This window comes from Rhizobium sp. AN6A (genome assembly GCF_900215635.1).
GTDB lineage: Bacteria > Pseudomonadota > Alphaproteobacteria > Rhizobiales > Rhizobiaceae > Agrobacterium > Agrobacterium tumefaciens.
Genome location: NZ_OCNC01000004.1, coordinates 1,195,301 through 1,221,700, shown reverse-complemented (window position 1 = coordinate 1,221,700; position 26,400 = coordinate 1,195,301). Strand labels below are relative to the sequence as shown.

The 26,400-nt window shown below is 58.6% G+C and carries 23 protein-coding genes; 14 read left to right on the top strand and 9 right to left on the bottom strand.

All coding sequences use genetic code 11. The features are described 5' to 3' along the window. Positions 1–4 precede the first annotated feature (4 nt). The 3 genes from CRO62_RS18425 to CRO62_RS18415 form a co-directional block, all read right to left on the bottom strand. Entirely contained in the window at positions 5–790 is a 786-nt protein-coding gene (locus CRO62_RS18425) for an ABC transporter ATP-binding protein (RefSeq protein WP_097101117.1), read from the bottom strand. Continuing rightward, positions 790–1,563, bottom strand: a complete 774-nt coding sequence (locus tag CRO62_RS18420) for an ABC transporter permease (RefSeq protein ID WP_003493144.1) — start codon at positions 1,561–1,563, stop codon at positions 790–792. Before CRO62_RS18420 ends, CRO62_RS18425 begins: the two co-directional genes overlap by 1 nt. Positions 1,564–1,704: 141 nt before the next feature. Further along, positions 1,705–2,646 carry an ABC transporter substrate-binding protein gene (locus CRO62_RS18415; RefSeq protein ID WP_097101116.1) on the bottom strand — a complete coding sequence of 314 codons (942 nt, stop codon included), beginning with the start codon at positions 2,644–2,646 and terminating at the stop codon, positions 1,705–1,707. 205 nt (positions 2,647–2,851) lie between these two features. Between CRO62_RS18415 and CRO62_RS18410 the strand changes: the two genes are divergently transcribed. Next, positions 2,852–3,562 (top strand): YoaK family protein, encoded by a 711-nt coding sequence (locus tag CRO62_RS18410; protein WP_097101115.1) that lies wholly within the window; start codon positions 2,852–2,854, stop codon positions 3,560–3,562. Positions 3,563–3,574: 12 nt separating this feature from the next. On the opposite strand, the gene CRO62_RS18405 is transcribed toward CRO62_RS18410, so the two are convergent. After that, positions 3,575–4,093 carry a hypothetical protein gene (locus CRO62_RS18405; protein WP_097101114.1) on the bottom strand — a complete coding sequence of 173 codons (519 nt, stop codon included), beginning with the start codon at positions 4,091–4,093 and terminating at the stop codon, positions 3,575–3,577. 77 nt (positions 4,094–4,170) lie between these two features. Between CRO62_RS18405 and CRO62_RS18400 the strand changes: the two genes are divergently transcribed. Beyond that, positions 4,171–4,809 (top strand): trimeric intracellular cation channel family protein, encoded by a 639-nt coding sequence (locus tag CRO62_RS18400; RefSeq protein WP_097101113.1) that lies wholly within the window; start codon positions 4,171–4,173, stop codon positions 4,807–4,809. Between the two features lie 72 nt (positions 4,810–4,881). On the opposite strand, the gene irrA is transcribed toward CRO62_RS18400, so the two are convergent. Then, positions 4,882–5,301 (bottom strand): iron response transcriptional regulator IrrA, encoded by a 420-nt coding sequence (irrA, locus tag CRO62_RS18395; RefSeq protein WP_097101112.1) that lies wholly within the window; start codon positions 5,299–5,301, stop codon positions 4,882–4,884. After that, positions 5,291–5,422, bottom strand: a complete 132-nt coding sequence (locus tag CRO62_RS27685; RefSeq protein WP_003514443.1) for a hypothetical protein — start codon at positions 5,420–5,422, stop codon at positions 5,291–5,293. The genes irrA and CRO62_RS27685 overlap by 11 nt, the downstream gene beginning before the upstream one ends. A gap of 195 nt (positions 5,423–5,617) precedes the next feature. On the opposite strand from CRO62_RS27685, the gene fabA reads away from it, so the two are divergent. From fabA to CRO62_RS18365, 5 genes are all read left to right on the top strand, one after another. Then, positions 5,618–6,133 carry a 3-hydroxyacyl-[acyl-carrier-protein] dehydratase FabA gene (gene fabA / locus CRO62_RS18385; protein WP_003514441.1) on the top strand — a complete coding sequence of 172 codons (516 nt, stop codon included), beginning with the start codon at positions 5,618–5,620 and terminating at the stop codon, positions 6,131–6,133. Between the two features lie 75 nt (positions 6,134–6,208). After that, positions 6,209–7,432 (top strand): beta-ketoacyl-ACP synthase I, encoded by a 1,224-nt coding sequence (gene fabB, locus CRO62_RS18380; protein ID WP_097101111.1) that lies wholly within the window; start codon positions 6,209–6,211, stop codon positions 7,430–7,432. Between the two features lie 5 nt (positions 7,433–7,437). Then, a complete protein-coding gene (gene fabI / locus CRO62_RS18375; RefSeq protein ID WP_003514436.1) occupies positions 7,438–8,244 on the top strand; it encodes an enoyl-ACP reductase FabI in 807 nt (268 codons plus the stop codon). Between the two features lie 189 nt (positions 8,245–8,433). Beyond that, positions 8,434–9,027, top strand: a complete 594-nt coding sequence (locus CRO62_RS18370) for a TadE/TadG family type IV pilus assembly protein (protein WP_097101110.1) — start codon at positions 8,434–8,436, stop codon at positions 9,025–9,027. Continuing rightward, a complete protein-coding gene (locus tag CRO62_RS18365; protein ID WP_097101109.1) occupies positions 9,024–9,617 on the top strand; it encodes a TadE/TadG family type IV pilus assembly protein in 594 nt (197 codons plus the stop codon). The genes CRO62_RS18370 and CRO62_RS18365 overlap by 4 nt, the downstream gene beginning before the upstream one ends. Before the next feature lie 19 nt (positions 9,618–9,636). Here the strand turns inward: CRO62_RS18365 and CRO62_RS18360 are convergent, their stop codons facing one another. The 3 genes from CRO62_RS18360 to CRO62_RS18350 form a co-directional block, all read right to left on the bottom strand. Further along, positions 9,637–11,403, bottom strand: a complete 1,767-nt coding sequence (locus tag CRO62_RS18360; RefSeq protein ID WP_097101108.1) for a sulfite reductase subunit alpha — start codon at positions 11,401–11,403, stop codon at positions 9,637–9,639. After that, positions 11,400–16,904, bottom strand: a complete 5,505-nt coding sequence (locus CRO62_RS18355) for a glutamate synthase-related protein (RefSeq protein ID WP_097101107.1) — start codon at positions 16,902–16,904, stop codon at positions 11,400–11,402. The genes CRO62_RS18360 and CRO62_RS18355 overlap by 4 nt, the downstream gene beginning before the upstream one ends. Before the next feature lie 407 nt (positions 16,905–17,311). Then, positions 17,312–18,640, bottom strand: coding sequence for an MFS transporter (locus CRO62_RS18350; RefSeq protein WP_097101106.1), 1,329 nt, complete (start codon positions 18,638–18,640; stop codon positions 17,312–17,314). Between the two features lie 306 nt (positions 18,641–18,946). Here CRO62_RS18350 and cyoA point away from each other — a divergent pair, with 306 nt between their 5' ends. The 7 genes from cyoA (at position 18,947) to CRO62_RS18315 (ending at position 26,395) form a co-directional block, all read left to right on the top strand. Further along, complete coding sequence (cyoA, locus tag CRO62_RS18345) at positions 18,947–20,020, top strand: ubiquinol oxidase subunit II (protein WP_003514421.1); 1,074 nt, start codon at positions 18,947–18,949, stop codon at positions 20,018–20,020. 76 nt (positions 20,021–20,096) lie between these two features. Beyond that, the gene (cyoB, locus tag CRO62_RS18340) at positions 20,097–22,100 is read left to right on the top strand and encodes a cytochrome o ubiquinol oxidase subunit I (protein WP_003514419.1); all 2,004 of its coding nucleotides are present in this window, start codon (positions 20,097–20,099) and stop codon (positions 22,098–22,100) included. Between the two features lie 5 nt (positions 22,101–22,105). Next, positions 22,106–22,732, top strand: a complete 627-nt coding sequence (cyoC, locus tag CRO62_RS18335) for a cytochrome o ubiquinol oxidase subunit III (protein ID WP_097101105.1) — start codon at positions 22,106–22,108, stop codon at positions 22,730–22,732. After that, positions 22,732–23,127, top strand: coding sequence for a cytochrome o ubiquinol oxidase subunit IV (gene cyoD, locus CRO62_RS18330; RefSeq protein WP_097101104.1), 396 nt, complete (start codon positions 22,732–22,734; stop codon positions 23,125–23,127). Before cyoC ends, cyoD begins: the two co-directional genes overlap by 1 nt. A gap of 188 nt (positions 23,128–23,315) precedes the next feature. Further along, on the top strand, positions 23,316–24,086 hold the full coding sequence (locus CRO62_RS18325; protein ID WP_097101103.1) for an SURF1 family protein: 771 nt from the start codon (positions 23,316–23,318) through the stop codon (positions 24,084–24,086). A 114-nt stretch (positions 24,087–24,200) separates the two neighbouring features. Further along, positions 24,201–25,421 carry a phosphopentomutase gene (locus tag CRO62_RS18320; protein ID WP_097101102.1) on the top strand — a complete coding sequence of 407 codons (1,221 nt, stop codon included), beginning with the start codon at positions 24,201–24,203 and terminating at the stop codon, positions 25,419–25,421. Then, a complete protein-coding gene (locus CRO62_RS18315) occupies positions 25,418–26,395 on the top strand; it encodes an adenosine deaminase (RefSeq protein ID WP_097101101.1) in 978 nt (325 codons plus the stop codon). The genes CRO62_RS18320 and CRO62_RS18315 overlap by 4 nt, the downstream gene beginning before the upstream one ends. Positions 26,396–26,400: the final 5 nt, after the last annotated feature.

Sequence of the window (26,400 nt, the reverse complement as noted above, 5' to 3'; positions counted from 1 at the left end):
TCAACTATCCATGAGCAGCGGCGGCAATCGCCTCGCTGCGAATTTCCTCCGTCAACCTGGCGCGTAGCTGCGAAAACTCCGGGCTGGCCTTGACGGTGTAGTGACGCGGATGCGGCAGGTCGACCGGCATGATCGACTTGATGCGCCCCGGCCGCGCTGACATCGTCACAACCCGCGACGCCATGAACACCGCCTCTTCGATGTCATGCGTCACAAAAATGACGGTCTTCTGCTCGCGCTCCCATATGCCGAGCAGCAATTCCTGCATCAGCCCGCGCGTCTGGTTGTCGAGTGCGCCGAAAGGCTCGTCGAGCAGCAGGATTTTCGGGCCGTTTGCCAGAGCACGCGCGATGGCTGTTCTCTGCTGCATGCCGCCGGACAGCTGTTTCGGCCAATGGTTCTCGAAGCCGCGCAGGCCGACCTTGTCGATATAGCTGTCGACGATCTCCCATTTTTCCTTCTCGGCGACACCACGTTCGCGCAGGCCGAAGGCGACGTTTTCCCGAATCGTCAGCCACGGAAACAGCGTGTAGGACTGGAACACCATGCCGCGATCCGCCCCCGGCCCTGTCACTGCCCGGCCGGACAAAAGGACTTCACCCGTCGTTGGACGGTCAAGACCGGCGATGATGCGCAGCAAAGTCGACTTTCCGCATCCGGACGGGCCGAGAATCGTGACGAAATCGTTGCGGGAGATTTCCAGATCCGTGGGCTGCAAGGCCAGCGTTGGCTGGCCGCCCTGAACGCCGGGGAAAGTGCGGCTGACGCCCTTGATAACGAGTTCGCTCATCAGGCAAGCCTCCAGGCGAAAAGCTTCCGGTTCAGCGATTTGAACGCGAAGTCAGAAATAAGTCCGATGACACCGATGACGATGATGCCGAAGATGATCTGCCCGGTCGCCATCAGCGCTTGGCTGTTGATGATCATATAGCCGATGCCCGACGACGCGCCGATCAACTCCGCAACAATGACATAGGTCCAGGCCCAGCCGAGGACGAGACGGAGAATTTCCGCAATATCGGGCGCATTGGCGGGAATGAGAACGCGGCGGACCACGCCCCGGTCTTTTGCGCCAAGTGTATAGGCAGCCTCCACAAGATCGCGTCTTGTGCCGGCAACCGCCACGGCAACCATGAGAATGATCTGGAAAACCGCGCCGATGAAGATCACCAGCAGTTTCTGCATCTCGCCGATGCCGGCCCAGAGAATAAGCAGCGGCACGAAGGCGGAAGCTGGAAGATAGCGCGCGAAGGAGACGAACGGCTCAAGCAGCGCCTCGACCGGCTTGTAAGCGCCCATGGCTATGCCGACCGGTACGGCAACGAGCGATGCCAGCACGAAACCGCCGACAACACGCCAGATCGTCATGCCGATATCGCCGGCAAATCCCTGATCGGTCAGCAGATAGATGCCGTCCTTCAGCATGGTGATCGGGTCCGCCAGAAAGGTCGGCGATACGAAACCGCCGAGCGTGGCAAAGCCCCAGGCGGAGAAAAAAAGCACGAAGAACAGAATGCCGAGAAAAATCCGCGTGCTGTTCTTTATGGGTTGAAGAGGTTGCATTCTGTCGCCTGTCCGGAAAACGGGCGCGGCACTCTATCGCCGCGCCATCGAAGCGCCGTGCGTCGTCCATGACGCACAGGCGCTGCAAGGCTTCTCATTGGCTGCAGTAATCCCCGAAGGAAAAGCAGCGGTTTGCTTCTATTACTTGATGAAGGACGTGTCCGCGAGTGTCGAAAGATCGGGTTTCGATTTTATCACGCCGATTTCCAGAAGCAGATCAGCCGATTTTTCGGAGAATGTCTTGAATTCACCGTCGAAGAACTTCTGGTTGGCGGCCTTGTCCTGCCATTCCAGGAATTTCGCCGAAGCTGCGAATGCCTCGCCCGTCTGTTTTACGTCCGCTCCCATGGTCTCATAGGATTTTGCAGGGTCCGTCTTGATGAGTTCGAGCGCCTGGAAATAGCTGTCCGCAAGGGCTTTTGCCGCCTGCGGATTGGCCTTCAAGAAATCCGGCGTGCAGCCGAACGTATCCATGACGGCGGGATAATCCAGCGTCGTCGCAAGGATTTTCCCCTTGTCCGGTGCGGCGCGCACTGTGGACAGATAAGGCTCATAGGTCATGGCGGCTTCATTCTGGCCGGCGACGAATGCCTGTGCGGCCGGTCCCGGCTCAAGGTTGACGACCTTCACGTCCTTCAGGGTCAGGCCGTTTTCCTTCAGTATCCAGGCAAGGAAGAAATAGGGGGATGTGCCCGGTGCAGAAGCGGCAACCGTCTTGCCTTTGAGGTCCGCGACCTTTGCAACATCGCTGCGCACCGCAATGCCGTCGGCTCCGTGCGACTTGTCCATCTGGAAAATCTGGGTGGACTTCACGCCGTTGGCATTCCAGGCAATCCATGTTTCGACCGTGGTGGCGGCGCACTGGATGTCACCGGAAGCAAGCGCCAGATGCCGGCTTGCCTGCGGAATCTTCTTGATATCGACCTTGAGGCCATTCTTTTCGAAAATGCCGGCCTGCTTGGCAAGCGTCAGTGGCGCAAAGCCGGTCCAGCCGGACATGCCTATTGTAACCGATGTTTCGGCATAGGTGGAAGCAGATGAAACAAGCGTCGCGATTGCGGCGATAACCCATGTTTTTTTCATGATCGGAACCCCTTTTGATTTATTTTTGTGCGATATTTTTTTCGCTTTATTTGAGGCATGCTAGGCAGGGATTTTACATTTGTCTAGACAAAATAGAGGCACTCAAACGCTTCCAGAAAGATTGCAAACAAGCCGCCCGGCATTCTAGACATAGGATAACACAGCCCGGCGCATCGGCCCGCTGTTTTCCATATCGAGCTTTTCCATGACCAGACAGAGACGCCGTAACATCATCAGGGCAAGGCGCACCGGCACCGGTATTGCGCTCGTCGCCGCCATTTCATTCATCGCCGGAATGACAGATGCGGTGGGTCTTCATCTTTCCGGCGATTTCGTTTCCTTCATGACCGGCAATACCACCCGCGCGGCCATCTCGGTCGAAGCTGGCGTTTATTCCCATGCGGCGAAACTGCTCTTCGCGATCGTCGCTTTCGTGGCGGGCAATGCCGGCGGCATCGTAGTCGCACATAAATTCGACCGGAGCATCTTTGCCGTTCTCGTGGCCGTGGGATCGCTGGTGGCGATCGCCGCATTGCTGCGCGGCGATGCTTCCGCCCTGACGCAGTTTTATCTTGTCGTTTTCGCCATGGGCATGGTCAACGCTGCCGTCGAGCATATTGAGGGGCTGCCGATCGGTCTTACCTACGTGACCGGTGCCCTTTCCCGTTTTGGCCGTGGCATCGGTCGCTATCTTCTGGGGGAGCGAAGCCTCGATTGGGGCATCCAGATCGTGCCCTGGCTCGGTATGATCAGCGGCGCAATCTGCGGGGCGGTGTTGGGCGCCACGCTGCAGTACGATGCCCTGTGGGTGGTTGCGGCAACCGTTTTTGCGGTCGCCATCGCCACACTCGTCATTCCGCGTTCGCTTCGCCACCGCTATAATCAAAGGGTCCGGATCAGGCGCGTCGCGCCCTGACGTAATGCGTCGTCACTTGCGTGATATGGTGACGAATTTCGTGCCGCGCACCCGCACCGTCATCAGGCAGGTTTCCTTGTCGGTTCGATCGCAATAACGCGGGTGCATCTTCAGTACGAAGACCATGTTGCCGAAACGCTTGATGAAATCGTAGCCGTAAATCCGAGCCGTCGCGATCATCAGATATCCGCCCTCTTTGACCTGGACGTAAAAATTGTAAGGGCACCCTTCCTCATCGCAGCTGCGGCCTTTTTCGCCATCGCAATCCAGCACGCCGTGATTGACGACGGCATCCATCAGGCCATCATTGTTGATATCCAGTCTGGTGATGAAATCATCGCCGAAGCCAGCCGTCTTGCACTCCTTGCGGAAATGATCCTTTTCATAGATCTCGGGATCGTTCACCAGCTGCTGCTGTGCCGCCAGCGCGACCGGAAACATCAAGAGGACCAGCGCCTGAAGAGCGGCAACGATAGCGATTCGCACGGCATTTTCCTTTGCATCCGTTTCGTTTATGGATGTTGCGATCATCCGGGCGGCCAGCCTAGAGTTCCGTGCTTGCGCGACACTGACGCAAACGCATCCAAATTTCCGGGGGGACCTTTTCCATGACACTGCTGGGTTTTCTCGATTATGCCGGCGTTGCCGTGTTTGCCGCAACCGGCGCATTGGCCGCCTCACGCAAGCAGCTCGACCTGATCGGCTTCCTGTTTTTCGCCGCCGCGACCGGGATCGGCGGCGGCACAGTGCGCGATCTCGTGCTGGGCAGGGCGCCCGTGTTCTGGGTGGTGAACCCGACCTATATTCTGGTCTGCGTATCGGTTGCGGTTCTGCTTTTCTTCACCGCCTACCTGTTCGAATCCCGGTATCGGGTGCTTATCTGGCTCGATGCCGTCGGCCTCTCAGCCTATTGCGTCATGGGCGCCGCCAAGGGTCTGGCTGCAAGCGGCTCCGCAACCGTGGCCATCGTGACAGGCGTTTTGACAGCGACGTTCGGCGGCGTATTGCGCGATGTTCTTGCGGGAGAACCCTCCGTGCTGCTGCGCCCGGAAATCTACATCACCTGCGCGCTTTTGGGGGCCTCCATCTTCACCGGCGCCTATTTCCTCGGCGCGCCGCTTTATATCGCGTCGGGCATCGGCGTATTGACGGCTTTCGGTGTCCGGTCCGGAGCGTTGATCTTCGGATGGACCTTTCCGCCCTACAAGGGCAAGCCCGGCAGACGGCCCGAAGATATATTGAAGTGAGGCGGCGAAGGCTGCCTGAAACAAAAATGGCGCCCTTGGGCGCCATGTTGTTTTGTTTATCAAACCGAAGCCTCAGCTCCGCTTGCGACGCAGGCGAATGACCACGTCCACATGAGCGATTTCCATGCCTTCGGGCGCCTCTGGCAGATTGTCGATCTGGAGATTGTTGACGGGGATGTCGAGAACCTCGTTCTCTCCTTCCACGAAGAAGTGATGGTGGTCCGACACGTTGGTGTCGAAATAGGTGCGGGCACCCTCGACAGCCAGAACGCGGATGAGACCGGCTTCGGTAAACTGATGCAGGGTATTGTAGACCGTGGCGAGAGAAACGGGCACGCCGGCGGTGATCGCCTCGTCATGCAGTTCCTCCACCGTCAGGTGGCGGTCGCCCTTTGCAAAGAGAAGATCGCCCAAAGCCACGCGCTGGCGCGTGGGGCGCAGCCCCGAGCGCCGCAGCCTCGTTCCAATATCCAATGTGGCGTCAAATGCCATGCAATCCCATTCCAAACACAGGGGTGAAACCCATCAATTGCAATAGCATATATCTTTTGCGGTGAATGCTTTCAATAGTTTCAGCGTCGCCGAGTGTCGCAAATGGCTGCAAACCGGCCATTCTTGCAAATTTCCTCTGGTTCCTGCCGGATGGTTCCTGTATGCGGACGGCATATTGAGGTAATGACTTCTGTGAAGAAGGTTCGAAGACAAAGAATGGGGGCATAATGGCCTCTGCCCTTGCAGCGCTTCATTTTGAACCTAACTTGCTCTAGTGAAGTCGATAAACACCAGTGATTGAGGAAGTGAAAGCGGTATGGCAACGAGGCAATCAAGTTACAATTACGAGGAGATCCTTTCCTGCGGACGCGGCGAATTGTTCGGCCCGGGAAATGCCCAGCTTCCGTTGCCTCCCATGCTCATGGTTCACCGCATCACCGAAATTTCCGAAACCGGCGGCGCGTTCGACAAGGGTTTCATCCGCGCTGAATACGATGTCAGCCCAGACGACTGGTATTTCCCCTGCCATTTCCAGGGCAACCCGATCATGCCGGGCTGCCTCGGCCTTGACGGCATGTGGCAGCTGACTGGCTTCTTCCTCGGCTGGCTGGGCGAAGAAGGCCGCGGCATGGCGCTCTCCACCGGCGAAGTCAAGTTCAAGGGCATGGTTCGCCCGGAGACGAAGCTTCTCCAGTACGGCATAGACTTCAAGCGCGTGATGCGCGGACGTCTCGTTCTGGGTACCGCAGACGGATGGTTGAAGGCAGACGGCGAAACCATTTATCAAGCGACGGACCTTCGTGTGGGGCTGTCGAAGGAAAAGACCGCCTGAAGCGGACGGAATAGTCCTGGCAAACGCCGGGCGGCTTCGGCCGTCCAGCCGAAATCTTAAGAAAAGGTCCATTTCATGAGACGAGTTGTTGTCACCGGCCTCGGCATTGTTTCTTCCATCGGTGGTGATGCCGCCGAAGTCACCGCATCCCTGCGCGACGCCAAATCCGGCATTTCATTTTCACCGGATTTTGCCGAACACGGTTTCAAGTGCCAGGTATGGGGCAAGCCGTCTCTCGATCCGACCGAGCTGGTCGACCGTCGCGCCATGCGCTTCCTTTCGCAGGGCGGCGCATGGAACCACGTTGCCATGAAGCAGGCGATTGCCGATTCCGGTCTCGAGGAAAGCGACATCAGCGGCAACGAGCGCACCGGCATCATCATGGGTTCGGGCGGTCCTTCCACCCGCACCATCGTCGAAGCCGCCGATATCACGCTGAAGAATAACAGCCCGAAGCGTATTGGCCCGTTTGCCGTGCCGAAGGCCATGTCCTCGACCGCATCGGCCACACTTGCGACCTGGTTCAAGATCCACGGCGTCAACTATTCGATCTCTTCGGCCTGCTCCACATCGGCTCATTGCATCGGCAACGCCGCCGAGATGATCCAGTGGGGCAAGCAGGACGTGATGTTCGCTGGCGGCCATGAAGATCTCGACTGGTCCATGTCCAACCTCTTCGACGCCATGGGCGCGATGTCGTCCAAATATAACGAGACGCCAGACCTCGCTTCCCGCGCCTATGACGTCAACCGCGACGGTTTCGTGATCGCTGGCGGTGCTGGCGTACTGGTTCTTGAAGAGCTGGAGCATGCAAAGGCGCGCGGCGCCAAGATTTACGCCGAGATCGTCGGTTATGGCGCAACCTCGGATGGTTACGACATGGTGGCTCCTTCCGGCGAGGGCGCGATCCGCTGCATGCGTCAGGCCCTTTCCACCGTCAAGGGCGATATCGACTACATCAACACCCACGGCACCTCGACGCCGGTCGGCGACAGCAAGGAAATCGGCGCGATCCGGGAAGTCTTCGGCGACAAGATCCCGCATATCCAGTCGACCAAGTCCCTCACCGGCCACTCGCTGGGCGCAGCAGGCGTTCAGGAATCGATCTACGGCCTGTTGATGATGCAGGAACGCTTCATCGGCGAGAGCGCGCATATTTCCGAACTCGATCCGGAATTTGCGGGCGTCCCGATTGTTCGCAGCCGCATCGACAATGCCAAGATCGACACGATCCTTTCCAATTCCTTCGGCTTCGGCGGCACCAACGCCACGCTGGTCTTCCAGCGTCATAATGGATAATTGCCATGAACGGCATCATGCAGGGTAAACGCGGCCTCATCATGGGCGTCGCAAACAATCACTCCATCGCCTGGGGTATCTCCAAGGCGCTTGCGGCGCAGGGCGCAGAGCTCGCCTTCACCTATCAGGGTGAGGCGCTCGGCAAGCGGGTAAAGCCGCTCGCCGCCGAGCTCGGATCCGACTTCATCGTGCCTTGCGATGTCGAGGATATCGCCTCGGTCGACGCGCTTTTTGCGGCAATCCGCGAAAAATGGGGTACGCTGGATTTCGTCGTGCACGCGATCGGCTTTTCCGACAAGAACGAGCTGAAGGGTCTTTACGCGGATACAACCCGCGAGAATTTCAGCCGCACCATGGTCATCTCCTGTTTCTCGTTCACGGAAATCGCCAAGCGTGCCGCCGAACTGATGACGAATGGCGGATCCATGCTGACGCTGACCTATAACGGTTCGCAGCGGGTCATCCCCAACTACAACGTTATGGGCGTTGCCAAGGCCGCTCTCGAAGCGTCCGTGCGTTATCTCGCTGCCGACTATGGTCCGCGCGATATTCGCGTCAACGCCATCTCGGCCGGCCCGGTCCGCACACTGGCGGGCGCCGGCATTTCCGATGCGCGCGCAATTTATGCGTGGAACCAGAAAAACGCACCGCTGCGGCGGACAGCGGATATCGACGATATCGGCGGATCGGCTCTTTATCTGCTGTCCAACATGTCGCGCGGCGTTACCGGCGAGTGCCACTACGTGGATTGCGGCTACAATATCACCTCCACACCCACCCTTGAGGTTCTCTCAAAAGCGGACGCGGAATAAGCTATCGTTTTTCCAGTAAGTAAAAGCCCGGCGATATGCCGGGCTTTTTGCGTTTATAGCCTGTGCCATTTTTGCGAACTGATAAAGTATAACTCGTCGGGGTAACTGAATTTAAACACCGGCTGGTTATGGTCCGCAACAAATTCAACGGTTGCGCTTGCCGCATATTCTAAAGATCGACACCCACATATGCGACTGGCCAAATTGAAGCCATTGCTGGAAAAATTCGGGCTCTCGCGTGACGGGACAGCAGCCATCGAATTCGCGATCCTGGCGCTTCCCTATTTCCTCGTCGTCTTTGCGATCATCGAAACTTTCATCGCCCTGATGGCGGAGCAAGTGGTCGTCAATGCTACCGACACGATGGCGAGGCGTCTGCGCACCGGGCAGATCAGCAGTTCGATTTCCAAAGAGGATTTTCGCAAGAGTTTCTGCAACGAAGTTTCGGTGATTATCACCTGCGATGATGAGATCAAAAAAGAACAGAAGCTTTATATAGACCTTCGCTCCTTCACCGCCTTCAAGGATATTCCAACTACGATACCCTTGAAAGCTAACGGCGAATATTACGATCTCGACACGGCGCAATTCGACTTCAAGCCGGGTGGGCCGGACACGATCAACATGCTGCGCGTCTATTATCGCTGGCGCGTAGTCGCAGATATCATCCGACCATATCTTACCAAAATACGCCCAGCCGACGGGTCGATGCCCTCGCATTTCCTCATTGTCGCGACCGATGCTTTCATGAACGAGAAATATACCACGAGCGGGGGCTCATGATGGCAGGGCTTGTTTCCACCATCACGAACGGCCGACTTCGTTTCATCGCGCTCGTTGAACGCTTCGCACGGGATCGCCGTGGCGTGGGTGCGGTAGAATTTGCAATCGTCTTCCCGATATTGCTTGCGCTTTATCTAACGTCCTTCGAACTCACCATCGGCTATAATACCTACAAGCGGGCAAGCAGCGCCTCCGCAACGATCAACGACCTGATCTCCAAAACAAATTCCGTCGACAAGGCTTATATGACAAGCATGCAGGACGTAACGGCTGCCGTCTTTGCGCCTTACAGCACGAAGGGGCTGCAGCTGAAAATCAGCGGTATCAAGATCGACAAGCAGAAACAGGCGACTATCGCCTGGTCCTGGAACGAGAAAAACGCGAGGCCCTATGTGGTGGGATCGCCAGTCTCCGTTCCCACACGTTTGCTTGTAGCGGACAGTTTCCTCATCCATGTCGAGCTTTCCGTGCCGCATGAATTGTTGATGTTCATGCCAGATATTTCTTCGTCCGGCGTACGATCGATCACGATCGCACGCGATTATTTCTTCAAACAGCGCGACGCAGAGATCACCTGCTCCAATTGCTGATGGGCCTCAGCGCCTTGCTCTAATAAACATCTCGCAGATAACGTTTTTCGCGCTTCAGCCGGTTTACATAGTCGCTTGCGGCTTCCGCAGAGATGCCCGCCTCGTCAATAACGATCCGGTGCAGGGCATCGTCAACATCCTTCGCCATGCGGGTCGCATCGCCGCAAACATAGAAATGGCCGCCCTCTTCGAGCCATTTATAGAGTGCCTTGCCGTTTTGGCGCATGCGGGTCTGAACATAGATCTTTTCGGCCTGATCCCGCGAGAAAGCGAGATCGAGACGGGTCAGCACGCCATCGCGACTCATCTTTCCAAGCTCATCTTCGTAGATGAAATCCGACTGCCGGTGCTGATCGCCGAAAAACAGCCAGTTCCTGCCCTTTGCGCCCCGCGCCTGCCGTTCCTGCAAAAATGCGCGGAATGGCGCAATGCCCGTGCCCGGTCCCACCATGATAACGGGTGCCTCATTGTCCTGAGGCACGCGAAACGCCTTGTTCGGAGAGACGAAAATCCCGGCATTCTGCCCCGCCTCTACCCGGTCCGCGAGATAAGTGGAGCACACGCCGCCACGCTCGCGACCTTCGGCGCGATAACGCACGCTGGCGACTGTCAGATGCACGCTGTTGTGCGCGGCCAGAGGGCTGGAAGAGATCGAATAGGCGCGGTGCTGTAACGGCTTCAGGAAAGTCACGAATTCAGCAAGGTCGAATACGGGTTTTTCACCGAGACTAAGCAGGTCGAGAATATCCTTGCTCCAGAGAAAGGCGGCAAGCTGTTCCCTGTCTCCATTCGCAAGGATGTGGCTGAGTTCATCGTGCCCTGCGCGCTTGCCGATCTCGGCGACCAGTTCACGCGACGGTGTCGATATCTCGAACATATTGAGAAGCGCATCGCCGACCGGACGGTCGAGTCCGGCGACCTCGCCATCCGCGTTCACTCCGAAGCGTTCGAGCAGCGCACCTACCAGTTTCGGGTCGTTTAGGGGAACGACGCCCAGAGCATCCCCCGCCTCATAGTCGAGACCACTTTCGCCGAGATCAAATTCGTAGTGGCGAATTTCCTTGGACGAAGCAGGCCCGGAAAGAAGGCGATTGACGCTCACCTGCGCAGCATAGGGGTTCTTGCGGCTCCAGCCCTGTTTTGCCCGCGCGGGCGCCTCGGCGATCACCGGCACAACCGCCGCCTTATTGCCACCATCGATAGCGAGCGCGAGCGGCAGGGTCTCTCCGATCCAGTTGGCTGCGACATCTTCGAAATCGATATCGCAATCGATACGCGTCTTCATGCGTTTGCCGCCAAGCTGCTCGAAGCGGGTATCGATGAGCTTGCCCGCCTGGCAGAAGCCATCGTAACCGGTGTCGCCAAGCGCAAGCACGGCAAAGTTCATCTCATCCAGCCGGGGTGCGGCCTCCGTGGAAAGTGCCTCCCAGAAAAGCTGGGCATTGTCAGGCATTTCACCTTCGCCGTAGGTGGAGGTGACGACAATGACGCGCTTCATGGCACCCAGACTATCCATGGACACATCGTCCAAGGCCTTCACCACAGGCTGCATGCCCTGGGCACGGGCGGCGTCGGCTATATCCATCGCCAGCGCCTCGGCATTGCCGGTCTGGGTGCCGAAGAGAATGTTCAGCACGCTGGCCGCCGCCTTGGGAGCGGCAGCGGCAACTGATGTGTCCATACCCATCGCTGCGCGGGAATGAAGCCCGGCCAGGAAGCCGGATAGCCAGGCGCGCTGGTCGCCATTGAACGGGGCATCTTGAGGAATGTAAGGTATCTTCATCATGCTGCCCTGTTCTGGCTGGATGCGGTGGCAAGGTCGGGAATGGCACGCGCCGCGAAAAGCTCCTCAAAGCCCGGCAGACGACCGATCTTCTCGATGTTTTTGCGGTTCTGCTGAATGATCCAGCCATAGGTGCCGGGGCTATCCACCGACCAGATGTTGCGGCGCGCAAGCGCCTGCTTGTAATCGTCGAGCCGCTTGGCGGCGATCATCACCGCAAGCTGCTCGTCATCATGATCGGAAAGCGCCTCGCGTGCATATTTCAGCAGCCGCTGCATCAGCGCATAGTCTTCCGTGAGGACGAGATTACGCACGGCCTTTTCGACGGCGGGATCGGAAGGACCGGATGCCATCGGCAACCGTTGGAGAGCAATGGCCTGCGCCATACTCAAAACCGTGTAGTTGTTGATGAGCGCATACATGTCTTCCGTATCCGTCTCACCATAACCAGGGACGGTTCCGTTCAAGACGGCCTTTCGCTCGCGATAGGCCAGCTTGAACTTCCGCACCTGATGCGCCGCAAGCGCGGATGCCAGTTCCTCCAGCAGCTCCTTGCGGGGCTTGGCTTTCAGAATTTCGTCGCTGTCCTGATAAAGCAGCAGGGCGCGCGGCATGCCATAGACGAAATTGTGCTGTTCGCTTTCCCAGTTTTCCAGAATCCATGCGGCCTTGGCCGACCCTGTTTCGTCGACATGCCAGGTCAAAAGCTGGTGAACGGCCTGATTGTGGATAGATGCCTGTTCGTCCTCGCCGGTGATGGAGCCGAGCAGGATGGAATCATGGCTTACCTTCTTCGGCAGATCGCCGTAAGGGTCATATTGATAGACGAAGCCGCCGCTCATGCCGTTGCCGAAACCCTTGCCGAAACTGCCGAGGTTAAGCACAGCGCCATTGGTCATATATTCGCAGGCGAAGTCGCCCACACCTTCGACAACGGCTGTCGCACCCGAATTGCGCACCGCGAAACGGTCGCCCGCCTGCCCTTCCACGAAAGTGCGACCGCCGGTGGCGCCGAACAATGCAAAATTGCCGACCAGCACATTGCCATCAGCATCTTGCGAACCGCCACCGGGGGAGCGCACCACGATGGTGCCGCCGCAGGCGCTTTTGCCGACGCCATCATTGCAGGTACCGGTATGGACCATGACCATGCCGTCATTGCAGAAAGCGCCGAAGGACTGCCCGGCCGACCCTGATGTGTCGATGCGCACCGAACCCGCCTCCAGAAAACGGCGGCCACGGCTATCCCGCTTCACAGCCGGAAGCGCATCCGCCTCTTCGTCGGAAAGTTCGTGGTTCAGCATGCGCTCGATATCGACGGCGAGCTGGCCGCCAACACTCTTGTTGCAATTGTTGAGGAAGCGGTTGCCGCCAAGCTCGATGTTTTCCCGTCTGCTGTCGATCAGAGCCGAGCGCACGAGTTCGATGAAGGCATCGTCCAGCGCGAAGTCCTTTTCCATATAGACCGGGCTGTCGATCTTCACTTCCTCCACCACCGAAAGCATCGCGCGCAGGTCAAGCTGGCCGACGCTCGCCGGATGATCGAGGAGGTGAAGAAGATCGGAGCGGCCCCGAGCTTCGCGCAGCGAGCGCAACCCGAGTGCGGCCAATATCTCGCGGGTTTCATGGGCGATGTTCATGAGATATTGCGCCAGCGCGCGTGGATCGCCGTTGAAGGCTTCCTGATTGGTGGTGAGGCCGGCGGGGCACTTGATGTTGCAGTTCTTCGCCATGACGCATTTCAGCATCATCAGCGCCGTGGTGCCGAACTCGAAGCTGTCGCCGCCAAGAAGGGCCGATTTCACCACGTCGCTCGCCGTCTGGTGCGCGCCGGAGCAGCGCAGCAGCACCTTGGCACGAAGGCCCGTGGCGCAAAGCGCCTGATGCACCTCGGCGATGCCGATTTCCGCCGCGCGGCCGGTATATTTGAGGCTGGTGACGGCGGCCGCACCTGTGCCGCCGGTATTGCCGGCAACATTGATGACATCCGCACCCGCTTTCGCAACACCGACTGCAATCGTGCCGATGCCTTCCGACGAGACGAGCTTGACGATGACGCGCACGCGCGCCGCCTTGGCGTCGTGGATAAGCTGGGCCAGATCCTCGATCGAATAGGTATCATGGTGCGGCGGCGGCGAAACCAGCTCGACGCCTGGGGTGCCGCCACGGGCCGCGGCTATTTCCACCGTTACCTTGGGGGACGGCAATTGCCCGCCCTCGCCGGGCTTTGCACCCTGGCCTATCTTGATCTCTATTTCCTCCAGCATCGGGTCGGCAAGATAACCCGCCCAGACACCAAAACGGCCAGAGGCGAACTGCTTGATGCGCGAGGCGCGGATGGTGCCGTAACGGGAAATATGCTCGCCGCCCTCCCCCGAATTCGACATGCCGCCGACCATATTGGTGCCATGCGCCACCGCCTCATGGGCGGCTGCGACCAGCGCGCCATGGCTCATCGCACCCGAAGCGAGGGTCTTGGTGATTTCACTCGCCTTTTGCACGGCGTCGAGCGCAATGCTGTCAGGTGCGGTGCGGATCAGCGACAGATAGGTGAATGCTTCACCCTTCGCCTGAACCAGAAGCGCGCCGCCCTCCAGCCAATGGCCGGCAATATCCTCACCGAAACGGTCGAGCAGCGACTGACCGAGTGCGGCAAGCCGGGCAAGCTCATGACCGTGCGGGCCGGTCAATTGCAGCCGGAACGCGCCTTCGCCCGCACTTTCGCAGAGCAATCCGCGCACCATGAAGCTGTTGTTGCCACGTCTGGAAAAGCGCCCCATCTCGCGGCGGAATTCTTCGGCCGAACCGGCAAAGGTCACATCGGCCGGCAATTCCAGAACATCACGAAGGGCTGCCGGACGGCGGGCCCTTTCTTCGGCCATCATGCGTGCGAAGGCGCGGTAACCGGGCGTTACCTCGAAAGCGTCGATTGATTCGGGCGTCAGCCGGTCGAAGCTGTTGTGATAATAGGCCGCATCGTTGAGGCCGAAAGCATCCTCCAGCCGGTTGAGCGGCAGGAGACGCAGCGCCTCTTCGTTGTCGGTTCCCTTGTCGAAACCGATCTTTTCCTCGGTCATATCAACGAAACCGCGAACCGCCGTCGTACCATAGGAATGGCCCGCACCTTCGGCGCGCTCCTTGAAGAGACCGAGCAGCGGAATGTCGTTTTCACCCTTTACCGACAGCGCCTTTCGATGCCAGTCCACTACTGCCTGCGCGATGACAGCGAAGGTAACGCCACCGACCGGGGTCTTAACATTGGGGAAATAACGCTTCAGCACAGGATCGTTGGTGTCGAGGAAGTTCGGTTCGAAGAACTCGCCGCCAATATAGCTTTCCGCCGTGCACAGCCCGACCTTGCCCATGGTCTTCATCAGCGACTTTTCAGCCGCCTTGGCAAAACGCTTGAAGGCCTTGTCAGCATCGGCGCCGAATTTCTCTTCCGCACGGAACTGCACGCCGAGTGGGTAGACAGCCGAAGCCCCGAAGCCAAGGCCCGCCGCGATGTGATGCGAGGAAGAAAATTGCCCACTTTCAACGATCAGGGACACGCGCAGCCGCAGACCCTCCTCGATCAGCCGCTGGTTGATGGCGGAGACGACCATGATCATCGGCAAGGCCGCACGACCTACCGAAACATGCCGGTCAGTGACGACGGCAATACCGCCCTCCCCAGCCGCGAAAGCCACAACCTCACCGCAGAGGCCATCTATAGCCTGACGCAAGGCCGCTTCGTTGGCACTCGCAGCATCAAAGATCGGCGCATAGAGCATTTCGAAACGACGAACTGGCGTCTCCGACTGCTCGCGAATGCGCAGCATGTCGAGATGGGTCAGGATCGGGGAGCGCACGACAATCTGGCGGGCCGCTTTCGCACCGCTATTCGGCTTTGCGCCGAGCGCCACGCGCAGCGTCATGCCATCGGCCTCACGGATGCTGTCGAGCGGGGGGTTGGTGACCTGCGCAAAGCGTTGCGAGAAATATTTGGCAACCCCGCCTTCCTGATCGGAGAGCGCGTTGATGGCATTGCCATAACCCATGGCCGAGATTTTTTCAGCACCCGACGCCAGCATCGGATCCATCAGGAACTTGAAGCTTTCCTGATTGTGCGAATAGGCGACATAACGCTGATGCCGTTCCAGATCGCCATTGTAACGAAGCGGCGATCCCTGCTTTTCGGCGGGCACCTCCGGCAAATCCGCAAGCATGACGCGCGCTTCAGACAATAGCGACGGGTAGTCCCGCCGCGCCGCCAGAAGCTCCAGCGCCTCGACGGTGGAAAAGGCGCGCCGTTCGGCGTGGTCGTAATAAAGCATGCCGCCGGCCTCGATGCGGCCGCGACGGATGACGCTTTCGGCCGGAAAGGCAATCTGCCCCGCCTCCGACATGACGCAGAGATAATCGTCCGTCTCGACGGTCCGCAGCGGGCGCAGGCCGAGGCGATCGAGCCGTGCGCCGATGATGGTGCCGTCGCCAAAAATCAGCGCAGCCGGGCCGTCGTTCTTCTCTTCGTAGAGCGAGAAATATTCCAGCATCGCCTTGACGCCGGGCGACAGTGTGTCGTCGTTTTCCCAGGCGGGCGGCATCATCGAGACGACGGCGGTGACGAGATCGAGACCGTCTTCCATCACCCGCGCCTGCAATGTCTGGTCCAGACGGCAGCTGTCAGACTGGCCCTTCGGCCGGATGATGCTGGCATTTTTCGCCAGCGCCACGGCCGCTTCCGACAGCCGGTTCTTCTTGTCGGTGTTGAGTTCGCCATTATGCGCCATCAGCCGGAAGGGCTGCGCCATGGAGGGATGCGGATCGGTATTGGTGGAAAACCGCGTGTGGAAATACATCGTATGCACTTCATGGCGCGGATCGGTCAGGTCGCAGAAATAGGGCATGACCTCATGCGAGTTCAGACGCCCTTTCAGAACCTGCGTGCGCGCGCTGAGCGAAAGCGGATAAAAACCGGCAAGTTCCGGCGCGGTGTAGGCAAGCGCCTCGATAGCGAGCAGCGCCTTGTGGATACGCCAGTCAAACTCGGCAAGGGTTGCGCATTCCGCTGGCGCCGAAAAGACCCATTGCCGGATCGGCAATTGATAGGAAATGGCGGCCGCGCGGATGGCCGCGTCATTCACCGGTACATTGCGGACGAGCAGGATCGAGAAGCCCTGTTCCTCCAGCGCACTGCCGATGATGCCGATCGCCTGGTCATGAAAAGCAGGGTTCTGCGGCAGGAAAAAATTGCCGACGCCGAACCGGCCTGCCTGCAAGGAATCGTTGTCCGTCAGCTTCCGGAAAAATGAGAGTGAAAGATCGAGCGACACGCCAGCACCATCGCCCACGCCCTCCGCCGACATGCCTCCGCGATGCGGCACGGCACAGAGCGCCTCGTGACCGCGCTTCAGCACATCATGCGTCTGCACGCCGTCCTTGCGGGTGATGAAACCGACGCCACAGCTGCTTTTTTCAAAAGCCGCATCGTAAAGGCCGAATTTTTGCTCCGTCACGCTCAAGGTTCTCTCCTCTCGTTGCGCATTCCGCGCGGCATCGCCCTTTTCCCGAAACCCGGCGCGTCAGCCGGCACTCTGCGGGCGGAGCCGCAGGCGACCTGGCTGCTCCTCTTCTTTTCTGCTTATCGGCGTTTAATGGCGCGAACGGTCGTTTTGCGGCCGCCAAACGGCGTGGCGGCATTGGCCGCTTTCTCGCAAATAATGATCGTCATCGTTCGCATTGCGTTCCCTGATGGCCGGCATTTCCGGCAGTGAGACACATTGAATTACGTCAGTATTGCTTACATAATATTTCATGATGGAGCGAGTCAAGATTAAAATCGGTCCCACGCAATAAAAAAACAAAAACGCCGCGAAATCCGACAGGATTCCGCGGCGCGATGGCTGCAAAGATGGTTATATTGCCCTGTTCACTCCGAGGGCATGTCCAGCGTTCGGCTGAACCACAGTGCGACCAGTGTACAGACTGCACCCGACATCAGATAAATACCGACCGCAAACAGTCCGAATTTGGACGAAAATCCGAGCGCGACGAGCGGTGCAAAACCCGCGCCGATCAGCCAGGAAATATCCGAGGTTAGCGAAGCGCCGGTATAACGGTATTCGCGACTGAAGCGGGAGGCGAGCGCACCGCCCGCCTGACCGAAGGAAAGGCCAAGCAATGCAAAGCCGACCAAGACGAAAAGATAACGCCCTATATCGCCCGAACTCAGCAGGAGCGGTGCCACGAGGCTGAAAAGACCGATCAGCACTGCGGCGAAAGCCAGAAGCTTCCGCCGGCCGATTTTGTCGGCGAGAATACCGGACACCACGATCATGCCGCCGGCGATGATGGCGCTGACGAACTGCACGAACAGAAAGTCCGAAACCCGCTGGGTGGTATTAAGGGAAACCCAGCTCAGCGGGAAGACCGTGACGAGATGGAAGAGCGCGAAGCTTGCCAGTGGCACGAAAGCGCCCGTCAGCACGACCGGAAACTGCGAGCGCAGCATCTTGAACATGGGACGCGGCTCCAGCTCATGCTGTGCCAGCATGGACTGGAATTCCGGCGTGACAATCATGCGCAGGCGGGCAAAGAGCGCGAGAACATTGAGCGCCAGTGCAACGAAGAACGGGAAACGCCAGCCCCAGGCCAGGAATTCCGCGCTGGAGAGCTGCGTCACGAACACGATGAAGAATGCGCTGGCAAGACCAAAGCCCATCGCCGCACCAATTTGCGGCATCATGGCGTACCAGCCGCGCTGCTTCGGCGGTGCGTTCATGGCGAGGAGCGAGACAAGACCATCCCAGGCACCGCCAAGACCAAGTCCCTGACCGATACGGAATACCGCCAGTAGACAGGGGGCAAGCATGCCGGCTTCCGCATAGGACGGAAGAAAGCTGATCGCCATCGTGGAACCACAGAGCGTAAACAGGGCCGCCATCAGCTTGACGACGCGTCCGAACTTTCGGTCGATCTGGAGGAAGATCAATGAACCGATCGGCCTTGCGATGAAGGCCAGCGAGAAGACCGCAAAGGAATAAAGCGTCGCCGTCAGCGGATCGACGAAGGAAAAGAAGACATGCGGAAAAACGAGCGCGGAGGCGATGGCGTAGATGAAAAAGTCGAAAAACTCCGTCATTCTCGCAAGAATGACAGCAATTGTAATGCGATCCGGATCGACCTTGACCGGATCGCTCCCATGTCCGTTCGCTTCCGGCGCCCGCCCAAAAGATGGAGCAGCATCAGTATAACTCATAATATCCCTCCTGCGTCATGGACGAACCATTTCCTGTAACGCGCCGGCTCCTCTTCCTTAGCGTTACGATGCGACGGATTGTCACACGCACCCTACGTAACGTCAATTGAAGTTTGATAAGAAAGGCTTGCCCCGGAAGCGCGCTATGCGATAATGCAGCCGCTCCGCCTTCAAACGCGGCTCCGCTAAGCCTATGGTGCATCGCGAAGGTTTCGCTGCACCGCGACAATATACCTCATTTCAAAAATGATGTTCGGCAATTAATCGCGGCATAATCCAAACTGTACGAGTTCAAAGAACGTGCGCATGATCAAGAAAATCACATCTGCCCTTCTGGCAATCCCCGCACTGCTGCTGCTTAGCGGCTGTAACCTCGTGGTGATGAACCCTTCGGGCGACGTCGCCATCCAGCAGCGCGACCTCATCATCACGTCCACGGTTCTGATGCTGCTCATCATCGTCCCGGTTATCGCCCTGACGCTGTTCTTCGCATGGAAGTATCGCGAATCGGCGAAGGCCGAGGATTACGATCCCGAGTGGCATCACTCGACGCGCCTTGAAATGGTGATCTGGTCCGCCCCGGTCGCCATCATCCTGATGCTCGGCACGGTGACCTGGATTTCCACCCACCGTCTCGACCCCTACCGCCCGCTGGAGCGTATCGACGAAAACCGTCAGGTTACCGCCGAGACCAAGCCGCTTACGGTGGAAGTGGTGGCCATGGACTGGAAGTGGCTGTTCTTCTACCCCGAGCTCGGCATCGGCAGCGTCAATGAATTCGCAGCTCCGGTCGATGTTCCGATCAACTTCAAGATCACCGGCACGACCGCGATGAATTCGTTCTTCGTTCCCGCACTCGCCGGCCAGATCTACGCCATGGGTGGCATGCAGACCAAGCTGCACGCGGTCATCAACAAGGAAGGCGTTTATGACGGCTTCTCGGCCAACTTCTCCGGCCCCGGCTTCTCGCATATGCGCTTCAAGTTCCATGGTCTCAGCCAGCAGGGCTTCGATCAGTGGGTTGCGAAGATCAAGGATGGCGGCAAAGGCTTCGGCCGCCAGGAATATCTCGACTTCGCCAAGCCTTCGGAACGTGAGCCGGTGCAATATTTCGCCTCCGTCGATCCGCAGCTTTACGATGCCATCCTCAACCGCTGCGTCGAGCCCAACAAGCTCTGCATGCGTGACATGATGCATATCGACGCCAAGGGCGGCGGCGGCAAGGAAGGCATCGATATCGCCAAGGCGCTGAACTCCGTCGTCTGTACGCCGCTTTCACCTTACGGTGTCGCCAGCGGACCCCAATCCACTCCGGCTGCGATCGAAGGACAGACTTTCGAACCCGCGGCGCTGCCGGAAACGAAACAAGTCGCTGGCTGACGGATAAGTCCCGGCATTATGCGGCGCGGCCAATGGCTGCGCCGATCTTATGTCTTAGAATCGCAAGAGGCTAAAAATGATCGTCAATTCCGATCAAACGTCATTCCTGTTCGGGAAGCTGACATGGGAGTCCATCCCGCTTCACGAGCCCATTCTCGTCGCGACCTTTGCGGCAGTGGCTCTGGGCGGCATCGCCGTCGTCGGCGCCCTCACCTATTTCCGGCTGTGGGGTTATCTCTGGAATGAATGGTTCACGAGCATCGATCACAAGAAGATCGGTATCATGTACATCATTCTGGCACTCGTCATGCTGCTGCGCGGTTTCGCAGATGCCATCATGATGCGCGTCCAGCAGGCGATCGCCTCGGGCGGATCGGAAGGCTATCTTCCGCCGCACCATTACGACCAGATTTTCACGGCCCATGGCGTCATCATGATCTTCTTCATGGCCATGCCGATGATCACCGGTCTCATGAACTTCGTCGTGCCGCTGCAAATCGGCGCCCGCGACGTTTCGTTCCCCTTCCTCAACAACTTCTCGTTCTGGATGACCACGGCCGGCGCCGTCATCACCATGATCTCGCTGTTCATCGGTGAATATGCGCAGACTGGCTGGCTTGCCTATCCGCCGCTTTCCGGCATTGATGGAAGTCCGGGCGTGGGTGTGGATTATTACATCTGGGGTCTACAGATCGCCGGTGTGGGCACGACGCTCTCTGGTATCAACCTGATCGTCACGATCATCAAGATGCGCGCACCTGGCATGACCATGATGCGCCTGCCGATCTTCGTCTGGACGTCGCTGTGTTCGAACATCCTGATCGTGGCATCCTTCCCGATCCTGACCGGCACGCTCGCCCTTCTGACCCTTGACCGTTACGTTGGCACGAATTTCTTCACCAACGATCTCGGCGGCAACCCGATGATGTATGTCAACCTCATCTGGATCTGGGGCCATCCCGAAGTTTACATCCTGGTGCTGCCAGCCTTCGGCGTCTTCTCGGAAATCGTCTCGACCTTCTCCAACAAGCGTCTTTTCGGTTACGCCTCGATGGTCTATGCGACGGGTGTCATCACCATCCTCGCCTATATAGTGTGGCTGCACCACTTCTTCACCATGGGTTCCGGCGCAAGCGTCAACGCTTTCTTCGGCATCACCACGATGATCATATCGATCCCGACCGGTGCGAAGATCTTCAACTGGCTCTTCACCATGTACAAGGGCCGTATCAAGTTCGACGTTCCGATGCTCTGGACGATCGGTTTCATGATCACCTTCGTCATCGGCGGCATGACCGGCGTTCTTCTCGCTGTTCCCCCGGCGGACTTCGTGCTCCACAACTCGCTGTTCCTCATCGCCCACTTCCACAACACCATCATCGGTGGCGTGGTGTTCGGTGTGCTTGCGGGTATCGTCTACTGGTTCCCGAAGGCCTTCGGCTACCGCCTCGATCCGTTCTGGGGCAAGCTGTCCTTCTGGTTCTGGTTCATCGGCTTCTACTTCGCCTTCATGCCGCTCTACATTCTCGGCCTGATGGGTGTGACCCGCCGTATCAGCCAGTTCGAGGACAATTCGCTCCAGATCTGGTTCCTGATCGCAGCCTTCGGCGCCTTCCTGATCGCGCTCGGCATCGCTTCCTTCGTCATCCAGCTCATCGTCAGCTTCTTGAAGCGCGATCAGCTCCGTGACGTGACCGGCGATCCCTATCATGGGCGCACGCTGGAGTGGTCGACCTCGTCGCCGCCGCCTGCCTACAACTTCGCTTTCACGCCGGTTGTCCATGACGTCGACGCCTGGGCGGATATGAAGAAGCGCGGTTACGACCGTCCCAAGGAAGGCTTCATCCCGATCCATATGCCGAAGAACACCGGTGCGGGCGTAATCATCAGCGCCATCAGCGTCGTGCTTGGCTTTGCCTTGGTGTGGCACATCTGGTGGCTGGCGGCTCTGTCCATGCTCGCCATCATCGCGGTCTCGATCGCCCATACCTTCAACTACAACCGCGAATACTACATTCCTGCCTCCGATGTTTCGACAGTCGAGGCGGAACGTACGAAGCTGCTTGCGGAACAGGCGTAACGAATATGGCTCATACACCTGCACAAAGCGCCGCGGGCGCGGAAACACCGGTCTTCTACCTCAAGGAAGACCACCACCCGGAGAACGGCACCTCGCTGGGCTTCTGGCTCTATCTGATGAGCGACTGCCTCATCTTCGCAACTCTGTTTGCCACCTATGCCGTTGTCGGCCGCAACTACGCGGCCGGCCCTTCGGGCGCCGATCTGTTCGATCTGAAGCTTGTGGCGATCAACACCGCCTTCCTGCTTTTCTCTTCCATCACCTATGGCTTCGCCATGCTGGAAATGGAAAAGCAGAAGGTGAAGACGACGCTGACCTGGCTCGGCATCACCGGTCTCTTCGGCCTCGCATTCCTCGCCGTGGAACTTTACGAGTTCCATCACCTGATCGAAGAAGGTGCAGGTCCACAGCGTTCGGCATTCCTTTCCGCCTTCTTCGCGCTGGTTGGAACGCACGGTCTGCACGTCACCTTCGGCGTGATCTGGCTCGTCACACTGATGTTCCAGGTCGCAAAACATGGTCTGATCGCCGCAAACAAGCGTCGCCTGATGTGCCTGTCGATGTTCTGGCACTTCCTTGACGTCATCTGGATCGGCGTCTTCTCCTTCGTTTATCTCATGGGAGTTCTTTGATGAGTTCCGAAGCACACGCACACCACGACGCGCATGGCGACGACCATCATCACCATGATCGCGCCAGCCACGGCACGTTCAAAAGCTACATGATCGGCTTCGTCCTGTCGGTCATCCTGACGGCGATCCCGTTCTGGCTGGTCATGGGCGACGTTCTTGAAAACAAGACGCTGCTGGTCATCGCGATCATGGGTCTCGGCGTCATCCAGATCTTCGTTCACATGATCTACTTCCTGCACATGGACACCAAGTCCGAAGGCGGCTGGACCTTCATGGCGCTGATCTTCACCGTCGTGGTGCTGCTGATCACGCTCTCCGGCTCACTTTGGGTCATGTACAACATGAACAAGAACATGATGCCGCTGCACATCGAGGATGTGAAAAACCTGCCCTGAGCAGCCATAGATCAACGGCCTGCCGGATTTCCGGCGGGCCGCTTTCTGCGCCAGCACACGACCCCCGCAGCGCATAACCCCATGAATCGTCGGCGCGATTTATGGGGTTATTTGCTGGAAGACCCGGATGCCGGCAGCCGACAGTGTCGCCGTGGCAAACCGCATGGCCTTGCAAGGACTGTGAAACCATGACCGATCCGTCCACAACCGCCCCGCACACGCGACGCATCCGCCCCGCAGCAATCGTCGTTCTGCTTCTGACCATTGTACTGACAGGCTTCCTGCTGGCGCTTGGAACATGGCAGGTTCAACGCCTCTTCTGGAAGCTCGATCTCATCGAACGCGTCGAAGCGCGCGCCCATGCCGCACCTGTGGATGCACCGGCAGCGAGCGAATGGCCGGCCCTTGCAGACCCCGCGGACTATGAATATCGCCGCGTGAAACTATCCGGCACCTTCCTCAACGACAAGGAGATCCAGGTCTATACGGTCAGCGATCTCGGCCCCGGTTACTGGGTGATGACGCCGCTGAGACGCGATGACGGATCGAATATCATCGTCAATCGCGGCTTCGTGCCTTCCGACAAACGCGATCCATCCTCGCGCCGGGAAGGCGAGCCAACCGGGCAGGTCGAGATCGTCGGGCTGATGCGCGCGCCAGAAACCGGCGGGCTTTTCCTCCGAACCAACGATCCGGCAAATCGGCGCTGGTACTCCCGCAATATCCCGCAGATATCGCAGGCATCCGGCCTTTCCGGCGTGGCGCCCTTTTATGTCGATGCCGATGCGACGCCCAATCCGGGTGGCCTACCGGTCGGCGGCAAGACCATGCTCACCTTCCCCAACAACCACCTGTCCTACGCCATCACATGGTATATTCTGGCGGCCATGGTAATTGCCGCTGGATGGTACGTGCTGCGCAATCTCAACGCGCCGAAATCGAAACGGGAAGAGGATTGAGCAGCCGGTTTTACCGGATGGTTCATAAAATCACTTCCTTCTTCACGTTTTGCTGATCTATAACGACAGTTCGGCCTGACATTGCCCGTCGGCGCATTTTCGTTTCGGTGAGTTATGGCAAGAGCATTTCTTCTCGTTCTGGATTCCTTCGGTGTCGGCGGTGCGCCTGACGCGGAGCATTATGGCGACCTTGGTGCCAATACGCTCGGTCATATCGCCGAATTCTGTGCGGCAGGTGCTGCCGACAGGCCAGGCCTTCGGGCGGGTCCGCTGAAGCTGCCCAACATGTCTTCGCTCGGTCTTCTGGAGATTGCACGACAATCAAGCGGCGACATTCCCGCCGGCATGGAGCCGCCGGAGCGTATTTTCGGCCTGCATGGCTCCGCCAGCGAAATATCGAAGGGCAAGGATACGCCCTCAGGCCATTGGGAGATCGCGGGCACGCCCGTCACCTTCGACTGGGGCTACTTCCCGACAGAGGGCGACGCCTTTTCTCCCGAACTGGTGGAGGCCATCTGCACGCAAGCGGATATTCCAGGCATTCTCGGCAATTGCCACGCTTCCGGCACTGAGATCATCGCCAAGTTTGGCGAAGAGCACATCAGGAGCGGCAAGCCGATCTGCTACACCTCATCCGATTCCGTGTTCCAGATCGCCGCGCACGAGACCCATTTCGGATTGCAGCGGCTCGTCACGCTCTGCGAGACGGTGCGCAAGCTACTCGATCCGCTGAATATCGGCCGTGTCATTGCCCGTCCCTTCATCGGCGAGACGGTCGCCACTTTTGAGCGCACCGGCAACCGCCGCGACTTCTCCGTTCCGCCGCCCGAACCGACATTACTCGACCGCCTTGTGGAGGCTGGCAGGAAAGTGCACGCGATCGGTAAGATCGGCGATATCTATGCCCACAAGGGTGTCTCGCGCATCATCAAGGCAAATGGCAACAGCGCCCTGATGGACGCAACACTGCACGCTATTGACGAAGCCGAAAACGGCGATCTTGTCTTCACCAATTTCGTCGATTTCGACATGCTCTACGGCCATCGCCGCGATGTTGCCGGTTATGCGGCGGCGCTTGAAACCTTCGATGCGCGCATCCCGGAAATCCATCGCAAAATGGCGCCGGGCGACATCGCCATTCTTACCGCCGACCATGGTTGCGATCCCACATGGCGGGGCACGGACCATACACGGGAAAGAGTGCCGATCATGGCATTCGGGCCGGGCATCCGCTCCCGCGATGTCGGCATTCGTTCAAGCTACGCCGACATCGGCGAAAGCATCGCCCACCATCTAGGAATCGAGGCCGGTTCGCACGGCAGGAGCTTCATTTGACATCGCATTTGCTGAAAGCGGAAATTCACTGCCACCTGGAAGGTGCGGCACCCCCCGCCCTCGTCGCAAAACAGGCCGAGAAATACGGCATAGACACCAGTAGCTTTCTGCGCGACGGCCAGTACGTCTGGTCGGATTTTGCGCAATTCATCCAGTGCTACGATGCGGTGGCGCAGGTGTTCAAGACCGATGAGGACTATGCGGTTCTGACGCAAACCTATCTGACCGAACTTGCCGAGGCCAACACGATCTATAGCGAGCTCATCATCTCGCCCGATCATGGCGACCGCATCGGGCTCGGCGCTGACGCCTATCTCTCCGGTATCGCCGAGGGCATCCGGATCGCGAAAGAAAAGACCGGCATCGAAACCCGCATCATCGTGACCGGCGAGCGGCATTTCGGTCCTGAACGGGTGATCGCGGCGGCTGAGTATGCAGCACGCACGAAACACCCGCTGGTGACCGGTTTCAACATGGCAGGCGAGGAGCGCATGGGCCGCGTCGCCGATTATGCGCGAGCCTTCGACATTGCCCGCGATGCCGGCCTTGGGCTGACTATCCATGCGGGTGAGGTCTGCGGACCAGAAAGCGTCGTCGATGCGCTCGATCTCGTAAAGCCGTCGCGCATCGGCCATGGCGTGCGCGCCATCGAAGACGCCGCTCTCGTCGCCCGGCTGGTTGAGGCGGGAACAGTGCTTGAGGTCTGCCCCGGATCAAATATCGCGCTCAATGTTTATCCCGATTTCGGCAGCCATCCGCTGAGGGCGTTGCGCGATGCCGGGGTGCGCGTCTGCATCAGTTCCGACGATCCGCCATTCTTCTTTACCTCGCTTGCCCGGGAATATGCGCTGGCTGCGGATGCATTCGGTTTCAGCGATGCCGAGATCAACCGCATGACTCGAACCGCTCTGGAAAGCGCCTTTGTGGATGAAATCACACGCGCCCGGCTGCTTGCGAAACTCGATAGCCACTAGGCATC